This window comes from Paenibacillus sp. plas6 (assembly GCF_057221655.1).
Genome location: NZ_CM170151.1, coordinates 3053507 through 3073978 on the forward strand (window position 1 = coordinate 3053507; position 20472 = coordinate 3073978).

Consider the following 20472-nt stretch of genomic DNA (forward strand, 5'->3'; position numbering starts at 1 on the left):
GGAGGCATTATTCATGAATAGAAGATTCGTAAAAACAATTACAAGCTTGGCTGTTGCAGCATTGTTAGTCGGCACAGCTCCAACGTTCGCTTTAGCAGATTCAACTGCACCAACATCAACTGCAGTTGAATCAGCAGCTGAAAAAACGGTTGTGCATTTTATCAATTCTTCAAAACCAGACAGCATATCTTCGATGGTAAATTATATAGCTAACCCAACTGTCTATGAAAAAGATGGGGTAAACTATTTGCGAGTAGATGTACAACAAGTTTATGATGTGAAGATTACTGTTGAAGGCAAAGAGGGCGTTAAGGTTGCTGAATATGAAGGAGTTACTAGAGGCCGCGATGGGGTTGAACAAAAAGTAACATTCTTTACATTCGATTATGCATTATCTGATATTTCAAAACCAATCGAAGCATCCGCATCTTATTTTGTAAAGGGCTATTTTACAGAGCCGCAAGTTCATGGCATCTACATTATGATTAATAATGATATCGACGCATTAATAAAAGAGTTGGCTGCAGTACTGGAGGAAGCAAAGCAAGTAGCCGAGCCTTCAAAAGCGCTAGCAGATGCTATTGCTGCTGCAGAAAAAGCGAATAGCTATTTAACAAAAAAAGGTGATCTTGAAGCAGCATTAAAACAGCTAAAAGCAGTATTTTATGCGGAGCCAGTTGCTGTACCTGTTTATTATGTAAATAAATCTGAACCTAGCAAGCTATCTGTAATGGGGAATTACTTGGCTAATCCAAAAACATATGAAAAGGACAATGTGAAATATTTCCGTGTCGATGTGCAACAATCCCATAATGTAAAAGTGCTTGTAGAAGGTAAAGAAGGTACAAAAGTTGGCGAATACAAGGCAACGATCAATGGCCGAACAGGTCCGGAAGAAGTTACATATTTCACCTTTGATTTTGAAGTATCAAGCTTCGATGAAGTTCTTGAGGCATCTGCTTCATATTACGTACCAGAATTTTTTGCGGATGTACAAAATCATTCCATTAATTTAGTAATTGGCAAAAATGTTGATGCCAGCAAAGCAAAACTAGTGAAAGCAATTAATGCTGCAATTGCGATAGTTAAAGCAAATCCATCTACAGATTTAACTGCAGCAATTGAAAAAGCAAATTCATTTAATAGTTACCTAGCTTCTGATACAGATATTCAAGCAGCCGCTGAAGCTTTAATCGCTGTCGCTGCTAAAGGCGTACGTCTTTCTGACATTTCTGGTCATTGGGCTGAACATACAATTGTTAAAGCTGTAGCTTCTGGTATTGCAAGCGGCTATACAGATGGCAGCTTTGCACCAAACCAAGCGATTACTCGTGCTGAATTTACGAAGCTATTAGTAGAAGGGCTTGGCTTGCCAACATCCAGCGCGGAACTTGAGTTTGCTGATGCTGCCAGCATTCCTGTTTGGGCGCAAGCGTCTGTAAAAGCAGCAGTTGCTGCAGGGATCGTTAGTGGCTATCAAGATGGAACTTTCCGTCCTAATGGTCAAATTACAAGAGCAGAAATGGCTGTCATGATCGTGAATGCATTGAAGCTTGAGCTTGAAGCAGCGGACGTATTAAGCTTTAGCGATAGCGACAACATCCCTAAATTTGCAAAAGAAGAAGTAGCAACGGCAGTTAAAAATGGCTTAATTCAAGGCTTGTCTAATAATACATTCGGCGCAAATCAACAAGCGTCACGTGCAGAGGCAGTAACGATTATTTTACGTGCACTTAATAAATAAAAAAGTAGGATTAGTTACAAGTCTACTAACTACACGAACATACAGAGGACCTCAGACTTTGAGCGTCCTCACATGCATTTATAGGGGGAAATAATGCTATGAAAAAACGCAGCATCAGTTTAGTTACTTGTCTCATCCTAGTTATTTTACTTCTTGCAGGCTGCGGAAATGACAATGGAGCAGCGGGAAATAGTAATGGAAATAGCAGTGGTAATAGTGTTATGAATAGCAATGTAAATGAAAATAGCAGTAATGGAAATGAAGGTGATAGCCAAAACAACGCTGTGGAAGATGAAGAGCAATATCGGATTGTATCTACGACCGTAGCGATTACTGAGGTGCTTAATGCGCTTGAGCTTGATGTAGTAGGGGTGCCAACCACCTCGAAAACATTACCTGAGCGCTATAGTGGAGCTACTGAAGTTGGCAATCCTATGAGTCCAGATATGGAGTTAGTGAAAAGTCTTAAACCAACTCATGTATTTTCGGTAACGACACTGCAATATGATTTAGAGGACATATTTATAAATGTAGGAATTGATGCAAGCTTTTTAGACTTTACAAGCATAGATAATATGAAGCAAGAAATTTTAAAGCTTGGCGAAATGTTTAATCGAATGCCACAGGCAGAGGCGCTTATTGAACGTTACGATGAAAAAATCGCTGCTATTAAGGATGAGGTTAGCGCTCAACAACCCCCTACTGTACTAATTTTGATGGGGATCCCTGGCAGTTATATTGTGGCTACAGAAAATTCATATATAGGAGATTTGGTGAAGCATCTTGGCGGAAGTAATATTGTAACAGATTCTAAAGTAGAATATGTTGCTTCGAATACAGAATATTTGCATCAAGGTAATCCTGACGTCATTTTACGGGCTGCGCATGGGATGCCTGATGAAGTAATCGAGATGTTTGATCAAGAATTTAAAAATAATGATATTTGGAAGCATTTTAATGCAGTGAAAAATGGACGTGTATATGATTTACCAGAGGACTTTTTCGGCACAACAGGTAATTTAGCTGCAGATGAAGCATTAGATATTTTAGCAGATATGCTTTACCCTGACAGGAAAGGATAATGTGATGAAAAAAGTAGCTAGCTTTCTTATTGTTATTGTAGTTTTAATTGGATTAATGTTATATTCAATTGCTACGGGCAGCATAAAGGTAGGCTTTGGTGAATTAATTCAAGGTTTGCTGTTCGGCGGCAATGATAATGTAGAGGTTATTCGCGATATGCGTCTGCCTCGTATTATCGTTTCTATTTTATCGGGAGCAGCATTAGCTGTTTCAGGTGTGTTGTTGCAAGCAGTGATGCGTAATCCTTTGGCCGATGCAGGAGTAATCGGTATTTCTGCAGGGGCTGGCTTTGTTAGTGTACTAATGGTTACAATTTGGCCAACTTTAATTTTTTGGATGCCACTATTTTCAGTAATTGGCGGTTTATTTGCTTGCTTTCTTGTCTATGCTTTTACATGGAAGACGGGCTTGCGCCCATTATATCTTATTTTAGTCGGTGTTGCGGTAAATGCGATGTTTTCAGGACTAAATCAATTGTTTAACTATCGTGGAAGCTATGCAGTTGGCACTGTAAATCAAGCAGTTAGTTCAATCTTTACGATGAAAACTTGGAAAGATGTTGACATTATGCTTACCTATGCCACAATTGGCTTACTTGTTGCTCTGCTGCTTGGCACATGGTGTAATTTGCTTTCGTTACAGGATCGCACTGCTAGTAATCTTGGAATGAATGTTATGCGTGCGAGATTAATTATTTCATTTGTTGCTGTTCTGCTTGCCTCAATTGCCACAGCAATTGGCGGCTTAATTTCGTTTGTCGGCTTACTAGTTCCGCATATTGCTCGACATTTCGTCGGAACAGATCATCGCCTGCTTATACCGTTTTCGGCTTTGCTTGGCGGCGTCCTAATTTTACTTGCTGATACTCTAGGGAGAACGGTTATTGCTCCAGTTGAAATTCCAGCATCCGTTATTATGACGATTATTGGCGGTCCATTCCTCATTTTTATGCTGCTAAGAGGGGAGCGTTTATATGGAAATTAAACAATTAAACTTTCAATATAAAAATAGTCCGCCAATTATTCAAGGGTTGACGACTTCCTTTGCCCAAGGTAAGGTTACAACGATCATTGGGCCTAACGGGAGTGGAAAGTCTACTTTACTTGGCTTGATGGCGCGAAATTATGTTCCAAATTCTGGTCAGATCTTCATTAATGGCCGCGAGCTTCAACAATTAAAGGGCAAGGAGCTAGCCCGAATTCTTGCTGTCGTTCATCAGCAAAATGAAGCGCCGTATGACTTAACCGTCGAGCGTCTAGTTTCTTACGGCAGATTGCCTTATCGACATATGTTTTCGCAAGAAACAGAAGAAGAAAGAGAAGCGATAGATTGGGCACTTGAATGCACGAAGCTTAAAGAGTATCGCAGCCGTAGACTGAATGAGCTGTCTGGGGGACAGAAGCAACGAGCTTGGATTGCAATGGCGCTTGCACAAAAAACTTCTGTATTATTTCTTGATGAGCCAACCACTTTCTTAGATATTTATTATCAGATCGAGCTATTAGATCTAGTAAAAGAGCTTAACCAGGTTCATGGCTTAACGATTGTTATGGTGCTGCATGATGTGAATCAGGCTGTACGTTATAGCGATGAAATAAAAGTTGTAAAAAATGGACATCTTATCGCTGAGGGCGAGCCAGAAAAAGTGATGACGGCTGAGCTTATGAAGGATGTTTATGATGTTGAAGCCATCATCCGTCACGATGAGCAATTTGGGATGTATATTGTGCCTATTGCTACACAAGCATAGGCATTTTTTTTTAGACAAATACTTGAAATCAATTAATAAAATCAGTAAAATAGGATTTGTTAGCACTAGACCTAATCGAGTGCTAACAAAGTGTAAACAGAACGATCAAATAAGGAGGCTTTTATCCATGATTAAACCTTTAGGTGAACGTGTATTGGTTGAACCTATTCCTCAAGAAGTAACAACAGCTAGCGGTATCGTACTACCAGGTACGGCACAAGAAAAACCACAAGAAGGAAAAGTTATAGCTGTAGGCAGTGGAGCACTTAAGGATGGCGTTCGTGTTCCTTTGGAAGTTAAACCAGGCGACCGCGTTCTGTTCTCTAAATATGCCGGAACTGAAATCAAATACGATGGTAAAGAGTATTTGATTATGAGAGAAAGCGACATCCACGCGATTTTTGAATAATATCGTGCTCACATAAACGACTTAAAAAAATACTTATTTGGAGGGAAAAATAATGGCTAAAGAAATTAAATTTAGTGAAGAAGCTCGTCGTGCCATGCTTCGTGGTGTTGACGCGCTTGCTGATGCTGTTAAAGTAACACTTGGACCAAAAGGACGTAATGTGGTGCTTGAGAAAAAATTTGGCAGCCCACTAATCACTAACGATGGTGTATCTATCGCAAAAGAAATCGAGCTTGAAAACGCATTTGAAAATATGGGTGCACAACTTGTTAAAGAAGTTGCAACAAAAACAAATGATGTTGCTGGTGACGGTACAACTACAGCAACTGTATTAGCACAAGCAATGATTCGTGAAGGTTTGAAAAACGTTACAGCTGGTGCTAACCCAATGGTTATTCGCAAAGGTATCGATAAAGCAGTTCAAGCTGCTGTAGAAGAACTTGCGAAAATTTCTAAAAAAGTTGAGTCTTCTCAAGATATTGCACAAGTTGGTGCTATCTCTGCTGCTGACGAAGAAGTTGGTAAACTAATCGCTGAAGCAATGGAGAAAGTAGGTAACGACGGTGTAATTACAGTTGAGGAATCTAAAGGTTTCCTTACTGAGCTTGAAGTAGTTGAAGGTATGCAATTCGATCGCGGTTACATTTCTCCATATATGGTAACTGACACTGACAAAATGGAAGCAGTGCTTGAAAATCCATACATTTTGATTACTGACAAAAAAATCTCACACATTCAAGATATCCTTCCAGTGCTTGAGAAAGTTGTTCAATCTGGTAAACAATTGCTTATCATCGCTGAGGATGTTGAAGGTGAAGCACAAGCTACTCTAGTAGTGAACAAACTTCGCGGTACATTCACTTGCGTAGCTGTTAAAGCTCCTGGCTTTGGTGATCGTCGTAAAGCTATGCTTCAAGACATCGCTGCTCTTACAGGTGCACAAGTTATTACTGAAGAGCTTGGCCTTGACTTGAAATCTACTGATGTTTCAGCTCTAGGTTCTGCTCGTCAAGTTCGTATTACTAAAGAAAACACAATTATCGTTGATGGTGCTGGTAATGCAGAAGACATTCAAGCACGTGTTAACCAAATCCGTGCTCAACTTGAAGAAACAACTTCTGAATTCGATAAAGAAAAACTTCAAGAGCGTCTTGCTAAACTTTCTGGCGGCGTAGCTGTTATTAAAGTAGGTGCTGCTACTGAAACAGAATTGAAAGAGCGCAAGCTTCGCATTGAAGATGCATTGAACTCTACTCGTGCTGCAGTAGAAGAAGGTATCGTATCTGGTGGCGGTACTGCACTTATGAACGTTTATAAAGCTGTTGCTGCAGTGCAAGCTGAAGGCGACGAAAAAACAGGTGTTAACATCGTTCTTCGTGCGCTTGAAGAGCCAGTTCGCACAATTGCATTCAATGCTGGTCAAGAAGGATCTGTTATCGTTGAACGCTTGAAAAATGAAAAAGTAGGTATCGGCTACAACGCTGCTACTGGCGAATGGGTGAACATGTTCGAAGCTGGTATCGTTGACCCTGCTAAAGTTACTCGTTCTGCATTGCAAAACGCAGCATCTGTTGCAGCGATGTTCCTGACAACAGAAGCAGTTGTTGCTGATAAACCAGAACCTAAAGCTCCTGCAGCAGCTCCAGACATGGGCGGCATGGGCATGATGTAATAATAAAATCAATATCGAAGTAATTCGATGTTGAAGCGACCGCGGAAAACGGCCGAAAGTCAAAGTGTTAATTTTTAAATAGTATACCAACTGCCACTCCTCACGATTCATAAAAAATCTTGAGGGGTGGCAGTTTTTTTGTTATTAAGATTGGCTTACAATGGTCTAAACAGTTGCTTTAGTAACAGAGTATAATGAATAGCGAAGCAATAATAAAATAAAGAAATCTTGTAGTGCTAACGAAGGGATTAGGAAGGGAGGAAATCATTATTGCAACAAACGCAAATGTTTCTAGTATTTGTATACGGTAGTTTAAGAATAGATGAAGAAAATCATCATTATCTTGCCAGCTCTGAACTAGTATGCGAACAATGCTTCACCGACGGTCGGCTGTTTGATAAGGGATGGGGCTACCCTGCAATGATTTCATATTCTGGGGAAAAGGTGATTGGGGAGCTTTATCGCGTAACGACTGAAGTGCTAAAGATGCTTGATGCTCTTGAGGACTATAACGGAGAAGGTATGGAGAATGATTATGAACGTGTCATTCAACCGATTTATACCGACAATGGATATATAGATGCTTATGTATATGTGTATCCAAAACATAAAGCGGAAGGGTTACATTGGATAAAAGACGGAGACTGGAAGCACTATCGCAAACAAAAAAATGAATTGGAAAATGAAAAGGTGTAAAAACGTCTATACTTGAACAATAGATAGGTATTTGATGAAAAAGCGTCAATACTTGATAACTGCAAAATGATATTTCAAGAAATTGGAGGAGTAGTGTGAATAAAGTAGTATTAAAACAATGGTACCTAATTTTATCTCTTATTTTCTCTATTTATTTACTTGTGGTTACGATTTTGGGATTCACACCACTTAAATCTGAACCGTTTATGGAACTATTACATAAAATCTCACTTTATGTTCTTTGTTATTTTGTCGTGGAACTGATTGTTTTATTTTTTATGGCGCAATCCTATAAAAGTTATTTTAAGGAACAATGGATTAGCATTATTGCTGTTCTGTCATCACTTTCAGCTACACTTTTAATTAATACAGCAATTGCGTTTGGTTCTATTACTGGGTTAAAGGCACTTAAAGGAGCTAAAGTTATTAAAAGCATTAAAGGAATAAAGCTATTGAAAGTAACAAAAGGAGCAAAGGTTGCCAAAACAATAAAATTAGCTAAAAAGACCAAAAAGGCTCGTTATGCAGCTCGCGAATATAAACAAAAAGGCTAGAAAGATGAATAAGAAGCATCCATTTTGAAAATAGACCTATCAAAATGGATGCTTTTTATATTATAAAGCTACAACAAAGTTATTAAGTACTACGCCATCGCCCCAAAAGCCGAAGTTTGCAAAAAAATAAGTTCAAGGAAAAAGTTCTATTTTATTTGAGGTTGTGAATATAAAGATGAAATTTTGAAAATAAATCGAAAATTATATTACATTATCATTACATATTAATTTCATTATCATTTCATTAGTATTATTATATTGGAATTTTATTCATGGATATATGTTAATTTTTTCATTCATATAATATAATATATTTTATTTCATGATAGATTGTAATATGAAGTGCGACACCTAAAAAAATAACCCATGACGAAAACTCGTGTAGAATGAAGTTACCACACACCATCTACAAGGAGGCTCGTCATGAGCTATACACATCTTACCATAAACGAGCGTATAAAAATAGAAACATTATTTCATTTAGGCTGGAGTGCGAGAGCCATTGCACAGCAGATCAAACGCCATCATTCTACGGTGTCTCGTGAGCTTCATCGTTTGAATACCTCGTCTTCTGCTTATGAGGCTAGCGATGCGCAAGCAGATTACCAGCGCAAACGCATGCAAAGCAAGCCTAAAGGGAAGTGGACGAAAGAAAGAGAACATTACCTTACTCAAACCTTGGCTGCAACGTGGTCCCCAGAACAAATTGAAGGGCGCATGAAACAAGACTATCCTGAGCAAGCGGTATCCTTCAAAACCATTTACCGCTGGATTTACCAAGGTAGGCTAGTCCAAGGGAACACCATCTTCTTACGACAGAAGGGAAAGCGTAGAAAGCCTCGTGAAAGCAGAGGTCGCTTTAATCTCGGGTTATCCATCAGGCAACGTCCAAAAGAAGTGAAGCAACGTGAATCCTTTGGTCATTGGGAGCTTGATACTGTCGTTTCTAGCCGTGGTAAAAGTAAAGGCTGCTTGGCTACTTTTGTTGAGCGAAAAACACGCTATTACCACGCTGTAAAAATGCCAGACCGTTCAGCGGCATCTATGGAGCAAGCGGTTGCTACGGTGCTAGAAGAACTCGCGTTGCCTATGCTCACAGCTACCGTTGACCGTGGAAAGGAATTCGCCTGCCATCAAGCATTGTTAGAAGAGCATGGCTTGACGGTATACTTTGCTGATCCATATTCATCTTGGCAAAGAGGCAGTAACGAAAATGCAAATGGACTTCTCCGAGAATTCTTTCCTAAGAAGTACGACTTAAACACCGTTGATCAAGCTGAACTTCAATGTGCTTTGGATTTAATTAACCATAGACCACGCAAATGTCTGAATTGGAAAACTTCTCATGAGGCAGTTATGGAAGAGTTGTCGCACTTAGCTTGACAATCTATCTCATAATAAAGATTTATTTTGGAGGGAAACATCATGGCTTTTTTTACACCATTTATTAGGTTGTTAAATCGACTGAAGTATTTCCAAAAGTTCACTATTATTGGTTTTATCCTGCTTATTCCATTAATAGTAGTCAGTCTGCTGTATCTCGACAGATTAAATGATGAAATGAAGCAAATTAAAAAAAGAACTGAGGGAGCTAATTATAGTATTGCCTTGAAAGATGTACTGCAATTGAGCCAGCAATTAAGATCATTGAATGTAACTTATCTTAATGATGCATCAGTTAAAGATAAAGTAGATGAAACTATTGGAAAATTAGATCAAGCATTTGAGCAGATTAAAGTCATAGAATCAAACTTAGATTATAATCTAGAAACAAGTGAAGATATAGCTGCCTTAGATAAAAAGTGGAATACATTAAAGAAAAAAGAGTGGACCAACGCTACGCGAGCTATTAAGGCATACAATGAAATTATTGAAGATATACTAAACCTTTCGGTAAAACTGACCAACAATTCGGATTTACTATTTGCCTCATCAAAAGTAGAATTCAATTTAATCTATACTACAACGATTGAATTACCAGCCTTAACGGAGCAATTAGGTCAAATGAGCTCTGTAGGAGTAGACACAATTAACAGTACAGCAATAGGTAGTGTTCAACTAGAGCAGTTAAATTCTATATATTATGCTATCGAAAATACATTAGATAGAGTGTATAGTAATTCAGAAGTTATGTTTACAAATGCTACGATTGCAGCAACCTTACAATCCAATTTAGACCAAGTGAAAAATAGTACAACTCAGTACTTAAATGCTATAAAACAAATAAATAACAAATCAATTACGGTTGAGGAATTTAATAAGTTTGCAGCCACATCAATCGACGATATATTCAACTTATATATTGCTAGCCTTGATCTAATGAATGCTTACTTAGCAGACAAATACAATGATCTTCAGCAGCAAGTTTGGCTAACATTTGCTTTGATAATTATTATTATTGTGGTAGCACTTCTTCTCTTTATTACACTATACATATCTATTCGACTATCAATTAAACGTCTTGCAGAAGGTACAACTGCGGTTGCAAATGGCGATTTAAATATAAAAGTGGACCTGCAAACGAAAGATGAAATGAAGCAAATCGAAGTTGCGTTTAATAATATGACCGATCAACTAAATTACTTAGTTAAAGAGATTATTACGAGCGCTAATCATGTCTCATCTTCAAGTCAAGAGTTAAATGCAGGTGCACAGGAAGCAACTGCTTCAGTAGAGCAAATGACAAGTGCTACTAAGCAAATCGCAACAGAGCTGGAAGAACAAGTGGTGAATTTAACAGAAAGTGCGCAAGCTATGAATGAAATGGTTACAGGGATTGAGCGTATCGCCGAAAATAGTGTTAGCATTTCTACACTGACAAATGAAACAACTAGTTTTGCGAATGAAGGACATATTACAATCGAAAATGCTTTAGAACAGATGAGTATCATTCAAAAAACGGTTGAAGATTCTAGTAATAAAATCAACGAACTCAGCAGTAAATCGACTGAAATCGGATCGATTGTAAATATGATTACTGATATAGCACATCAAACCAATTTGCTTGCGCTAAATGCTGCAATTGAAGCAGCGCGAGCTGGGGAGCATGGAAAAGGGTTTGCAGTTGTAGCAGAGGAGGTACGATCTCTAGCTGAACAATCTCGAGCTTCTGCTTCGAAAATTACCGAACTGATTAATAGGATTAATGAAGACACCGCAAACTCAGTCGAAATGATGGGACTGGTTCAAAATAGTGTTCTGGCAGGAATTAAAGTAACTGAAGAAGCTGCAAGTAAATTCGATTATATCTTAAAAAATATGAATACTTTAAATCCACAAACTGATGATATATCTGCAACTACAACTCAATTTTCTGCTCAAGCAGAACAAGTTTCTCTGGCAATCAAGCAGCTATTAGAAATGATAAATAATTCAAGTAACGCAACTGAAAAAATTGCAACTTCTTCTGAAGAGCAACTATCAATTATGGAGGAAGTTTCATCCTCGGCATCTGCTTTATCAGAAATGGCTGATTCCTTGCAACAATTAGTTATTAAGTTTAAGCTTTAAGTTCATTTAGGTTAATTAAATAAATACCTTAGAAGTTTAAGGTTTTACCTTAATTTTCTAAGGTAATTTTTATTAGTAAATGACAGAATGACCTCTATTTTCATTTGGAGATTAAATTATACTATTAAAATAAAACTAGATTATTTTTACATTTTTTATCAGTAAAAATATTTTAAATAAAAAAATATTATTTTTTTATCGTTTAAATATTGAGTTTTACAGTATATTTTGATGCTTTATAGTTATAAATGTTCGTCTTTGTTATAATAATGTACTAGTTTATAAGCAAATTCGCTCTAGTCAGAAACCGGTTTCTCAATGATTTTCAGTACATAGTGAAAGGATTATTGTAATGAAAATTACAATTCAGGATGTAGCGAAAAGAGCTAATGTTTCTAAGGCAACAGTGTCTCGTGTCCTTAATCAAAATCCTCAAGTTAAAAAAGAGATTAGAGAAAAGGTCTTAAAGGTGATAGAAGAGCTGAATTTTCGTCCTAATGCAGTAGCGAGAAACTTAGCGAATAGTCGTTCTAACACAATAGCACTTGTTGTACCCGATATGACAAATCCTTACTTCCCAGTTCTTGCACGAGGAGTAGAAGATGAGGCTCATAAAAGAGGCTATATGCTGTTTATTTCCAATACAGATAACAATGCCGAACTCGAGAAGCAATATTTAGATAAATTAATTGAACAACAAGTTTGTGGTATTGTGCTTGTTTCCGCCTTAAAGGAGGATGAGCTTTTGGCTCATTGGAATAAGCATCAAACTCCAATCGTTTTATGTGAGCGTCATATCGCTCATTCACCATTCGATATTGTGCTTATTGATGATTTTAAAGCTTCATACGATGTCATTAACGGTTTTATTCGTAAAGGTCATACTCATATTGCTCATATTACTGGGCCAATGTGGGTAGATTCTGCCAGAAAACGTAGAGAGGCCTATGAGCAAGCAATGCAGGAAGCGAATTTGCATGCTGTAGTGAAAATTGGTGAGTTCACTTTTGAATCTGGAAAAACATTGATGAATGAAATTTTGGATTCAGGTTATCAACCAACAGCATTATTTGCCGCTAACGATTTGATTGCGATAGGAGCAATTTCAGCTATTTATGAACGAGGGTTGTCTGTACCAGAAGATATTGCTGTAATTGGTTGTGACGACACTCTGCTTAGTTCAATGTCAAGACCTACGTTGAGTACGATTAAAGTGCCAGCATATGAAATAGGGGTTCGTGCCGTTCAACTATTAGATGGCAGAGTGAAAGGTGATAAACGAATGCCAACGATGGAATTTATGGAGCATCGCTATATTTGGCGTGAATCGAGTGGTGGACGATTGATTTAATTGATATATAGCTAGGCGAAATTGTATTACTTAATTACAAAGGCTAAAGGAGATTAGACAGAAATGAAAAAAAGTAAGCGTAGTTTTATTAGCATGATGTTATTATCTATGGCAATTTTAGTTTCAGCTTGCGGTGGTAACAACAGCGCAAATTCTAGTGCCAATACTAGTAACACAGCACAGTCTGCAAACTCAGAAAGTTCAAGCAATGAATCAAATTCAGCTAAGGCTTCAGGAGAAGAACTTAGTGTATTGTACTATATCAATGGTACATTTCTATGACTCTGCTCAAGCAGGATTAGATGCAGCTGCAGCTGACTTTGGAATTTCCGTTAAAACTATTGAAGGTGGAACTAACTCAGCTGACTGGCCTGCAGGTATGGCTTCTGCACTAGCAACTGGTAAATATAATGTTGTCGTAACTGGGACTACACAAATGGCTGATATTTCTAGAGAGCTTGCAGCAGAATATCCAGATGTTCAATTTATTTTCTTTGATGATTTAGTTGATGATGTACCAAATATATACTCAATGCTTTATGCGCAAGCTGAAGGTGCATTCCTTGCAGGTGCATTTGCCGCTTTAGTTACAACAAGTGATGAACTAAGCAATGCGAATGCAGACAAAACAATTGGTTTCGTAGGTGGTATGGATATTCCAATTATTAATGATTTCCGTTCAGGCTATGAGCAAGGTGCAGCATATGTTGATCCTTCTGTACAAGTAATTTCTTCTTATGTTGGTGACTTCTCAAGTGCACCAAAAGCAAAAGAAATTGCACTATCTCAAATTAGCACTCAAAACGTAGATATTATTTTCAACGTAGCTTCAGGTGCTGGTCTAGGTACACTAGAAGCAGCAAATGAAAAAGGAATTTACTCAATCGGTGTAGACAGCAACCAAAATCCTTTGTATCCAGGCAGTGTTTTAACATCTATGTTGAAAAATGTAGATGCTACAGTATATCGTGCTATTGAAAAATTAATTAACGGTGAACTTCCTGAAGAAGGCGAAATTCTTGGTATGTCTGAAAATGCAGTAGGTTTAGCTAAAGATGAATACTACGAGCAATATGTACCTCAATCTATTAAAGACAAAATGCTTGAAATTGAAGAAAAATTAGCTAACGGTGAAATTCAAGTTCAATCAACACTTTATTAATTTATATAGTATGAAAATACTAAATGTTGCTTCTATTAAGGAGGAGTAGGGTTTTCCTTACTTCTCTTTTTTATATCCATGATTTGATAGAGAATCGACATCACAGAGTGATCGTCTATTAACAACTTTGAAAGGAATGCCCTATATGACTGTATTGCTTGAAATGAAAAATATACATAAGGTGTATCCCAATGGAACTGCAGCAAATCGTGGCATTGATTTAACAATCAATGAAGGTGAGATTCATGCGTTAGTAGGTGAAAATGGAGCGGGAAAGTCGACTTTAATGAAAGTGCTATTCGGCTTAGAAGCACCTACGAGTGGCACGATTACGTATAAAGGCGAAGCTGTCTCGTTCAAGGGTCCCGGAGATGCTATTCATAAAGGTCTTGGTATGGTCCATCAGCATTTTATGCTAGCTCCATCGTTAACTGTTGCCGAAAATATTGTGTTAGGCGAAGAACCAAAGAAAAAGAGTTTTTCTTTTGTAAGGGATCGAAAAACAGAGCTCGCCGAAGTAGAGCGACTTATTCAAACTTATGGGTTAAATGTTAACCCGCATGCTAAAGTAGAGAGTATTCCTGTAGGACAAAAACAGCGTGTTGAAATCTTAAAAGTTTTATATCGCGGCGCTAAATTAATCATTATGGATGAACCTACAGCTGTGCTTACCCCGCAGGAGACGGATGAGTTATTCAACTCCATTAAAGCCCTTGTTGCAGAAGGACATACGATTATTTTTATAACGCATAAATTGCGTGAAGTTATGGAAATATCCGATCGGATTACCGTGCTGCGAGCTGGACAATCGATCGCTACTTTAATTACTGCCGAAACCAATCAAGAGGAAATATCACAATTAATGGTTGGTCGAGAAATTTTGTTTAAGGTTGAAAAAGCGCCAGCAAAAGTAGGCGAGAAAATTCTTGACGTTTCGGGGCTTTCTGCTGTAGATGATAAGGGACATGAAGCGCTAAAAGACATTTCGTTCCAAATTAGAGCTGGAGAAGTGCTAGGAATTGCAGGTGTCGAAGGTAACGGTCAAACCGAATTGGTCGAAGTGTTAACTGGACTGCGAAAAGTTAAGTCAGGCAAAATCGATTACTGCGGTCAAAATCTTGTAGGTGTGCCGGCAGTGAAAATAAGAAATATGCAAGTTGGACATATTCCGGAGGATCGCCAAACGTCTGGTGCATGTCTTACTGCATCAATAACTGAAAATATGATTCTGGATCATTATCGAAATAAAGAATATAAGCTGGGTCCATTTCTTAACAAGAAAAAAATGAGAGAGTTTACTAAAGAAATGATGAAAAAATTCGATGTTCGAGCGCAAAGTGAAGCGACTTTGGCAGGCTCCTTATCCGGAGGTAATTTGCAAAAAGTGATTATCGCCAGAGAACTTTCTAAAAATCCTAAGTTGCTCATTGCTTCTCAGCCAACTCGCGGCGTTGATATTGGCGCAATTGAATTTATTCATCGTGAGATTATCAATCATCGTGATCGCGGAGCAGCGGTTCTCGTTGTATCTGCAGAACTGTCGGAAGTTATGGCGTTAAGTGATCGCATTGCCGTGCTTTACAACGGTGAAATAGCGGCTGTGCTGGAAAATACGCCAGACTTAACGGAACAAGAGCTTGGTTATTACATGTTAGGGATTAAGAAACAATAGAAGGGAACGTCATCATGAAAAACTCACGCACATTAACTTTAGAGTTAACTGGTATATTAATCGCAGTTGTCGCGGCATTAATCGGAGGGTCTATCATTATTTTATTGACGAGTGCGGAACCATTAGTTGCCATAAAAGCGATGTTCATCGATCCGTTCTCTAGCGTTTTTAATATCGGTACCATATTAAATAAAGCAGTGCCACTGATATTAACGGGTTTAGCTTTATCGATAGTATTTCAGTCAGGCGTGTTTAGTATGGGGGCTGAAGGACAGCTATATATCGGAGCATTCGTCGGAACAGTAGTTGGGGTTAGTTTTACAGGGGAAGAACAGACGTGGCTAGCTTCGAATGATGTTGAGAAATTTATTGATATGAACCTAAAGTTATTTTGGACAAGTAATGTGCCAGGGTCAGGAGCCCCTGAATCACTTGCTGTTGCAGCAGTGCAGTCCATGCATAATATGGGCTACGAAACATCTCAGCTAGAGCCGCTTCTTGAAGAAGGAGAGCGTGCGTTGCTAGCGGAGGATTATCAGCAGCTGCAACGTCTAACTGCTCGCTTGATGAAACAACTAGATACATTGCCAAAAGTGGAGGATGCTAGCTATTGGCGTTATACACCATATACAAGCTGGAGTGAATACGAGAAAAAAGCTAAATTTACATCTTATGATCCAATAGATGTAAAGGCAGACTCATTTGCCTCACAAATTCATGCAGGCTGGGTAGCTCAAATTGTAGGTGGAGCTTTAGGGACAGCAATCGAAGGCTACACTTCGCAACAGCTTAAGGCTAAATTTGGCGATATTCATTATTATGTGCGTAAACCGAATACGTACAATGACGATATTACGTTCGAAATTGCCTTTTTAAGTGCATTTGAAAAGTTTGGTTATACGATTACTTCAGATGCAATTGCGGAAGAATGGGTTGCATTGGTTCCAAATGGTTGGTCTGCTGAGGAAATTGCACTAAAAAATATTCGTGCTGGATTCTATCCTCCGCTAAGCGGTTCGTTACATAATCCGTTTAAGGAGTGGATTGGCGCTCAAATGCGTGGTGCGATTTGCGGTATGGTTGCACCAGGCAATCCGAAGCTAGCTGCAGAGTTAGCTTGGAAGGATGGAGTTGTATCTCACGAGAATAACGGTGTATTAGGCGAAATTTTTAATGCTGTGTTTGTTTCGCTAGCATTCGTACAATCTGATGTCCGTCAAATTGTAGAACAAGCTGTGGCGGCAATTCCTGATGATAGCGAGTACTATCATTTTATAGCAACTGCGCTAGACTGGTGTCGTACGTATGAGAATTGGCATGAAACATGGGCACTCTGTGAAGAGAAGTTTAAAGAATTCAACTGGATTCATGCTTATCCAAATGCAATGGCTGAAGTTGTGGCACTTTGGTATGGAAACGGTGATTTTGACAAAACGATGCATATTATTGCAACAGTTGGTCAAGACGTAGATTGTAATGCTGCGCAAATTGCAACTGTTATTGGTATTATCGGAGGTCTTTCAGCTATCGATAAAAAATGGACGTCCGCTAGGAGATACGCTAAATACTTATTTACGTGGCATGAAGACTTCAACCATCAGTGCATTATCTGAATGGACGACACGTGCTGTACGTATTCATCAATCATAGGATGAAGTTAAAGGACATTATAAGTTATAATCGAGTTTAGTTATTGAATTAAACTACCATTTTTCATAGATTTCAAAATCTTGAGAGATGGTAGTTTTTTATATACCATATTTACAACTGTATATAAAATGTTATAATAAAACCGACAGACAGTCGGTCGGTGGATATGAGTGAAAGATAAAGGAGGATATTATGAGAAAGGAAGCTGAACAACGTAAAAATGAAATCTTAGATGCTGCAGATGAGCTTTTTAGTAAGAAGGGTTTTGAAGGTACAAGTACTAACGATATTCTTGAAAAAGTAGGTATTGCAAGAGGCACATTGTATCATCATTTCAAATCAAAAGAGGAAATTATGGATGCCTTAATTGCTCGTTATAGTGTTCGACTACTAGGTGCAGCACGAGTAATTGCCGCAGATAAATCAATTCCTATCATTGAACGTATAATTCGTGTTGCAATGTCGATGAATTTAAGCGGCGGCAGCAGTCATGAAATTATGGAACATATTCATAAGCCGCAAAACGCGCTTATGCATCAGAAAATTCAAAAAATGATTATTAACGAATTTACGCCGATATTAACGGATATCATCTGTGAGGGCATCGAGCAAGGGGTATTCAATACACCATACCCATATGAATGTATGGAGATGGTTCTGACCTATGCGAATAATATTTTTGATGATGACATGGTTCACATGACTGAGCAGGAGCGGGTTACCCGCATCACTGCATTTATCTTTAACATAGAAAGACTGCTAGGTGCAGAAACAGGAAGTCTAATGTCTGTTATGCAAATGTTTGAACGAAAATAAGCATCATTAAAAATGTGTTGTATGAATTATTCTTTATCATATAACTTTGGTTGGATATTGGGAATCAGCAGAGGTGAACTATGAACTTCAGAATAATACGCAATGACATTTTAAAAAATAAGCTAATTACGTTAGTAACCATTGTTTTTATTGCTGCTGCAACGATGCTTGTCGCGCTAGCAGCTATATTAACCGTTAATCTTACCGGTGCACTGGACACATTAATGACAAAAGCGAAAACTCCTCATTTTCTCCAGATGCATTCGGGAGAAATTGATAAAGCAAGACTTACTTCTTTTGCTGAACAAAATAGCAATGTTGAACAGTTTCAGTTGCTTGAATTTCTAAATATAGACGGCTCACAAATTGTGCTTGGAGAAAATACATTAGCTGATAGTGTGCAGGATAACGGTATTAGTACACAAAGTGATAAATTCGACTACCTTTTGGACTTGGACGGGCATATGATTACTCCATCCGCTGGGGAAATTTATGTCCCGATTAGCTATATGAAGGAAAACATTACAAAAGTCGGTGATAAGGCAGTAATCGGTGGACAGCAATTTGTGGTAGCGGGATTTCTTCGCGATTCAATGATGAATTCCACGCTTTCTAGTTCCAAAAGATTTCTGGTAAGTGAAAAAGATTATAACAAATTAAAAAAACTAGGGATTATCGAATATCTTATAGAGTTCAGATTAAAGGATCTGTCTCTTATTGGTGAATTTGAAACGGCTTATGCTGCTGCACAGCTAGCAGCAAACGGTCCAGCAGTTACTTATTCCCTTTTTAAAATGATGAATGCAATTTCTGATGGATTGATGATTGCAGTTATTCTTTTTATAAGCATACTTGTCATTACTATCGCCTTTATGTGCATTCGCTTTACGCTCCTCTCAAAAATAGAAGATGACTACCACGAAATTGGGGTGATGAAAGCAATTGGACTTCGTATTTCTGATATAAAAAGAATTTATTTTGGCAAATATGTAGCGATTGCTTTAGTCGGAAGTAGTATAGGATTTGCGCTTTCCTTATTGTTTAAAGGTACGTTACTTGAAAATATACGATTATACATGGGGGAAGCCGAAAATGCTTCTATTGCATATCTTTTCGCTGGTTTAGGGATAATGATCGTCTTTTTCTCCATTCTTCTTTTCGTAAATCTCGTGTTAAAGCATTTCCAAAAAATATCTGTTGTCGAAGCTATTCGCTTCGGTACTTCACAAGAAAAGCGTTCAAGGAAATCAAGATTTTATTTGAGTAAAAATCGGTTATTGAATACGAATATTTTTCTTGGTATTAAGGACGTTCTTATCAGAAAAAAACTGTATGCAACAATGCTGACAGTATTAGTTACTTCATCATTTATCGTTATTGTTCCATTAAATTTATACAATACGATTTCCTCTAAAGACTTCACTCAATATATGGGGATTGGCGATTATGACTTGCGAATTGATATTCAGCAGACGCAAACTATTTCCGAAAAAGCAAATGAAATTTTGCAGGAGATAGCAAGTGACGCAGATATTTCAAAATATGCAATACTTACAACTAAAATATTTAAGGTAAAGCTAGAAAACGGCACAGAAGAAAATATTAAAGTCGAACTAGGGGATCATACGGTATTCCCAATCAAGTATTCCAAAGGAAAAGCACCTGTTCAAGAAGATGAAATTGCTCTCTCTTCAATCAATGCAGAGGAACTAAATAAAAACGTGGGCGATCGAATGACGTTGGTGATTGAAGGAAAGGAAAAACAATTTTTAGTAAGTGGAATTTATTCTGACATTACAAATGGAGGAAAAACAGCCAAGGCAGTATTCATTGAGCGTTCACCTCATATCGTTTGGAGTATTGTTGTTGCTAAGCTTTCAGATCTCTCTATGATTGATAAGAAAATTACTGAGTATTCTACTAAGTTTGCTTACGCCAACGTTTCAGATATAAAGGAATTTATTAAGCAAACATTTGGCTCAACGATAAACGCTGTGGAAATGGCGGCTTTTGCTGCGATTAGCATTGCTCTTGTCATTACAATTTTAATTACGCTATTGTTTATGCGAATGCTAATTACTAAGGACAAACATTCAATCGCAATTTTGAAAGCATTAGGGTTTAGAAATCGAGATATTAAAATCCAGTATATTTCTCGAGCAATATTTGTTTTGCTTATAGGAATTGTTCTAGGAACGGTTATGGCAAATACGCTTGGTGAAGCTCTGGCAGGACTCGTCATTTCCTCGTTTGGAGCGGATACGTTTAAGTTTACGGTAAAACCATTTGCAGCTTATATCCTTTGCCCGCTAATGATGGTTGCTGCGGTGCTTATTGCAACCATAAGTGGTACAACCGGTGCAGGACAGATAAAAATTTCGGAAAATGTTAAGGGGTAGGCAG

General features: G+C 38.0%; 17 protein-coding genes. All 17 read left to right on the forward strand.

The window, feature by feature from the left end:
* Window positions 1-13 precede the first annotated feature (13 nt).
* The gene (locus AC2TDL_RS13650; protein WP_484696639.1) at window positions 14-1744 is read left to right on the forward strand and encodes an S-layer homology domain-containing protein; all 1731 of its coding nucleotides are present in this window, start codon (window positions 14-16) and stop codon (window positions 1742-1744) included.
* A gap of 98 nt (window positions 1745-1842) precedes the next feature.
* Window positions 1843-2826, forward strand: a complete 984-nt coding sequence (isdE, locus tag AC2TDL_RS13655) for a heme ABC transporter substrate-binding protein IsdE (protein ID WP_484696640.1) — start codon at window positions 1843-1845, stop codon at window positions 2824-2826.
* A gap of 1 nt (window position 2827) precedes the next feature.
* Window positions 2828-3811 (forward strand): FecCD family ABC transporter permease, encoded by a 984-nt coding sequence (locus AC2TDL_RS13660; protein ID WP_484696641.1) that lies wholly within the window; start codon window positions 2828-2830, stop codon window positions 3809-3811.
* Entirely contained in the window at window positions 3801-4577 is a 777-nt protein-coding gene (locus tag AC2TDL_RS13665) for an ABC transporter ATP-binding protein (protein WP_484696642.1), read from the forward strand. Before AC2TDL_RS13660 ends, AC2TDL_RS13665 begins: the two co-directional genes overlap by 11 nt.
* A 127-nt stretch (window positions 4578-4704) precedes the next feature.
* Window positions 4705-4986: a co-chaperone GroES gene (gene groES / locus AC2TDL_RS13670; RefSeq protein ID WP_484696643.1), complete on the forward strand. Its 282-nt coding sequence runs from the start codon at window positions 4705-4707 to the stop codon at window positions 4984-4986.
* A gap of 52 nt (window positions 4987-5038) precedes the next feature.
* Window positions 5039-6658 carry a chaperonin GroEL gene (groL, locus tag AC2TDL_RS13675; RefSeq protein WP_484696644.1) on the forward strand — a complete coding sequence of 540 codons (1620 nt, stop codon included), beginning with the start codon at window positions 5039-5041 and terminating at the stop codon, window positions 6656-6658.
* A 270-nt stretch (window positions 6659-6928) separates the two neighbouring features.
* The gene (locus AC2TDL_RS13680; RefSeq protein WP_484696645.1) at window positions 6929-7354 is read left to right on the forward strand and encodes a gamma-glutamylcyclotransferase family protein; all 426 of its coding nucleotides are present in this window, start codon (window positions 6929-6931) and stop codon (window positions 7352-7354) included.
* A gap of 95 nt (window positions 7355-7449) precedes the next feature.
* The gene (locus tag AC2TDL_RS13685; protein WP_484696646.1) at window positions 7450-7908 is read left to right on the forward strand and encodes an ion transporter; all 459 of its coding nucleotides are present in this window, start codon (window positions 7450-7452) and stop codon (window positions 7906-7908) included.
* A gap of 423 nt (window positions 7909-8331) precedes the next feature.
* Window positions 8332-9291, forward strand: a complete 960-nt coding sequence (locus AC2TDL_RS13690; RefSeq protein ID WP_484696043.1) for an IS30 family transposase — start codon at window positions 8332-8334, stop codon at window positions 9289-9291.
* A gap of 42 nt (window positions 9292-9333) precedes the next feature.
* Entirely contained in the window at window positions 9334-11418 is a 2085-nt protein-coding gene (locus tag AC2TDL_RS13695; RefSeq protein ID WP_484696647.1) for a methyl-accepting chemotaxis protein, read from the forward strand.
* Between the two features lie 352 nt (window positions 11419-11770).
* Window positions 11771-12769 carry a LacI family DNA-binding transcriptional regulator gene (locus tag AC2TDL_RS13700; RefSeq protein WP_484696648.1) on the forward strand — a complete coding sequence of 333 codons (999 nt, stop codon included), beginning with the start codon at window positions 11771-11773 and terminating at the stop codon, window positions 12767-12769.
* A gap of 63 nt (window positions 12770-12832) precedes the next feature.
* Window positions 12833-13051, forward strand: a complete 219-nt coding sequence (locus AC2TDL_RS13705; protein WP_484696649.1) for a hypothetical protein — start codon at window positions 12833-12835, stop codon at window positions 13049-13051.
* Entirely contained in the window at window positions 13017-13931 is a 915-nt protein-coding gene (locus AC2TDL_RS13710) for a BMP family lipoprotein (protein WP_484696650.1), read from the forward strand. The genes AC2TDL_RS13705 and AC2TDL_RS13710 overlap by 35 nt, the downstream gene beginning before the upstream one ends.
* 145 nt (window positions 13932-14076) lie before the next feature.
* Window positions 14077-15603, forward strand: coding sequence for an ABC transporter ATP-binding protein (locus AC2TDL_RS13715; RefSeq protein ID WP_484696651.1), 1527 nt, complete (start codon window positions 14077-14079; stop codon window positions 15601-15603).
* Between the two features lie 14 nt (window positions 15604-15617).
* The gene (locus AC2TDL_RS13720) at window positions 15618-17216 is read left to right on the forward strand and encodes an ADP-ribosylglycohydrolase family protein (protein ID WP_484696652.1); all 1599 of its coding nucleotides are present in this window, start codon (window positions 15618-15620) and stop codon (window positions 17214-17216) included.
* A 229-nt stretch (window positions 17217-17445) separates the two neighbouring features.
* Complete coding sequence (locus tag AC2TDL_RS13725; protein ID WP_484696653.1) at window positions 17446-18069, forward strand: TetR/AcrR family transcriptional regulator; 624 nt, start codon at window positions 17446-17448, stop codon at window positions 18067-18069.
* A gap of 80 nt (window positions 18070-18149) precedes the next feature.
* Entirely contained in the window at window positions 18150-20468 is a 2319-nt protein-coding gene (locus AC2TDL_RS13730; RefSeq protein WP_484696654.1) for an ABC transporter permease, read from the forward strand.
* The last annotated feature ends 4 nt before the right edge of the window (window positions 20469-20472 follow it).

What these genes read in the sequence shown, in the direction of transcription:
- AC2TDL_RS13690 (WP_484696043.1), top strand. Translation starts at nt 8,332, where the DNA reads ATGAGCTATACACATCTTACCATAAACGAGCGTATAAAAATAGAAACA.
- AC2TDL_RS13650 (WP_484696639.1), top strand. Translation starts at nt 14, where the DNA reads ATGAATAGAAGATTCGTAAAAACAATTACAAGCTTGGCTGTTGCAGCA.
- groES (WP_484696643.1), top strand. Translation starts at nt 4,705, where the DNA reads ATGATTAAACCTTTAGGTGAACGTGTATTGGTTGAACCTATTCCTCAA.
- AC2TDL_RS13700 (WP_484696648.1), top strand. Translation starts at nt 11,771, where the DNA reads ATGAAAATTACAATTCAGGATGTAGCGAAAAGAGCTAATGTTTCTAAG.
- AC2TDL_RS13725 (WP_484696653.1), top strand. Translation starts at nt 17,446, where the DNA reads ATGAGAAAGGAAGCTGAACAACGTAAAAATGAAATCTTAGATGCTGCA.
- AC2TDL_RS13720 (WP_484696652.1), top strand. Translation starts at nt 15,618, where the DNA reads ATGAAAAACTCACGCACATTAACTTTAGAGTTAACTGGTATATTAATC.
- isdE (WP_484696640.1), top strand. Translation starts at nt 1,843, where the DNA reads ATGAAAAAACGCAGCATCAGTTTAGTTACTTGTCTCATCCTAGTTATT.
- AC2TDL_RS13695 (WP_484696647.1), top strand. Translation starts at nt 9,334, where the DNA reads ATGGCTTTTTTTACACCATTTATTAGGTTGTTAAATCGACTGAAGTAT.
- AC2TDL_RS13730 (WP_484696654.1), top strand. Translation starts at nt 18,150, where the DNA reads ATGAACTTCAGAATAATACGCAATGACATTTTAAAAAATAAGCTAATT.
- AC2TDL_RS13705 (WP_484696649.1), top strand. Translation starts at nt 12,833, where the DNA reads ATGAAAAAAAGTAAGCGTAGTTTTATTAGCATGATGTTATTATCTATG.
- groL (WP_484696644.1), top strand. Translation starts at nt 5,039, where the DNA reads ATGGCTAAAGAAATTAAATTTAGTGAAGAAGCTCGTCGTGCCATGCTT.
- AC2TDL_RS13665 (WP_484696642.1), top strand. Translation starts at nt 3,801, where the DNA reads ATGGAAATTAAACAATTAAACTTTCAATATAAAAATAGTCCGCCAATT.
- AC2TDL_RS13715 (WP_484696651.1), top strand. Translation starts at nt 14,077, where the DNA reads ATGACTGTATTGCTTGAAATGAAAAATATACATAAGGTGTATCCCAAT.